The sequence below is a fragment of the Mesorhizobium sp. WSM4828 genome, from assembly GCF_055811175.1.
The window spans coordinates 1-416 of sequence record NZ_JBVVQK010000115.1; the positions used below are offsets into that span (position 1 = coordinate 1).

Below are 416 nucleotides of genomic sequence, written 5' to 3' on the forward strand. Positions count from 1 at the left end.
TCGCAACCATACCTCTTCCCGCAGCATTGCTTCCAACACGGCCATCAAAAAGCTCGAGCCGCGCCAGTGAAGACTAGTGAGCGAAATGTAATGCCGCAGGAGAGACGCGAATGAAGAAGTATGTCGCGGCCGCGTTGACTATCGGGATCACAATTGGGCCTGCCTCGGCCCTTGAAGCAGGCGTGGGCGGTAGGGCGGGCGGTGTCGGGGTCGGTGCTGGAGTGAGCGCCGGTTCGCAAGGCGTATCCGTGGGGGCGGGCACGAGCGTCGACGGCGTAGGCGGAGCAAATGTTGGAGTTTCGGTCGGGGCGGATGACGGATCAGTCGACGCAGGCGTTAGTGCCAGCGGCAACGTTGGTGACACAAGCACAAGTACCAGTGTGGGCGACGATCCGTCCGCCGAAAACGAAGCGGCA

The 416-nt window shown here is 62.0% G+C and carries 1 pseudogene; it reads left to right on the forward strand.

Features of this window, described 5'->3' with window-relative positions:
* Positions 1 to 110: 110 nt before the first annotated feature.
* A pseudogene (locus AC0L2X_RS32550) lies at positions 111 to 416 on the forward strand (hypothetical protein); the annotation flags it as partial.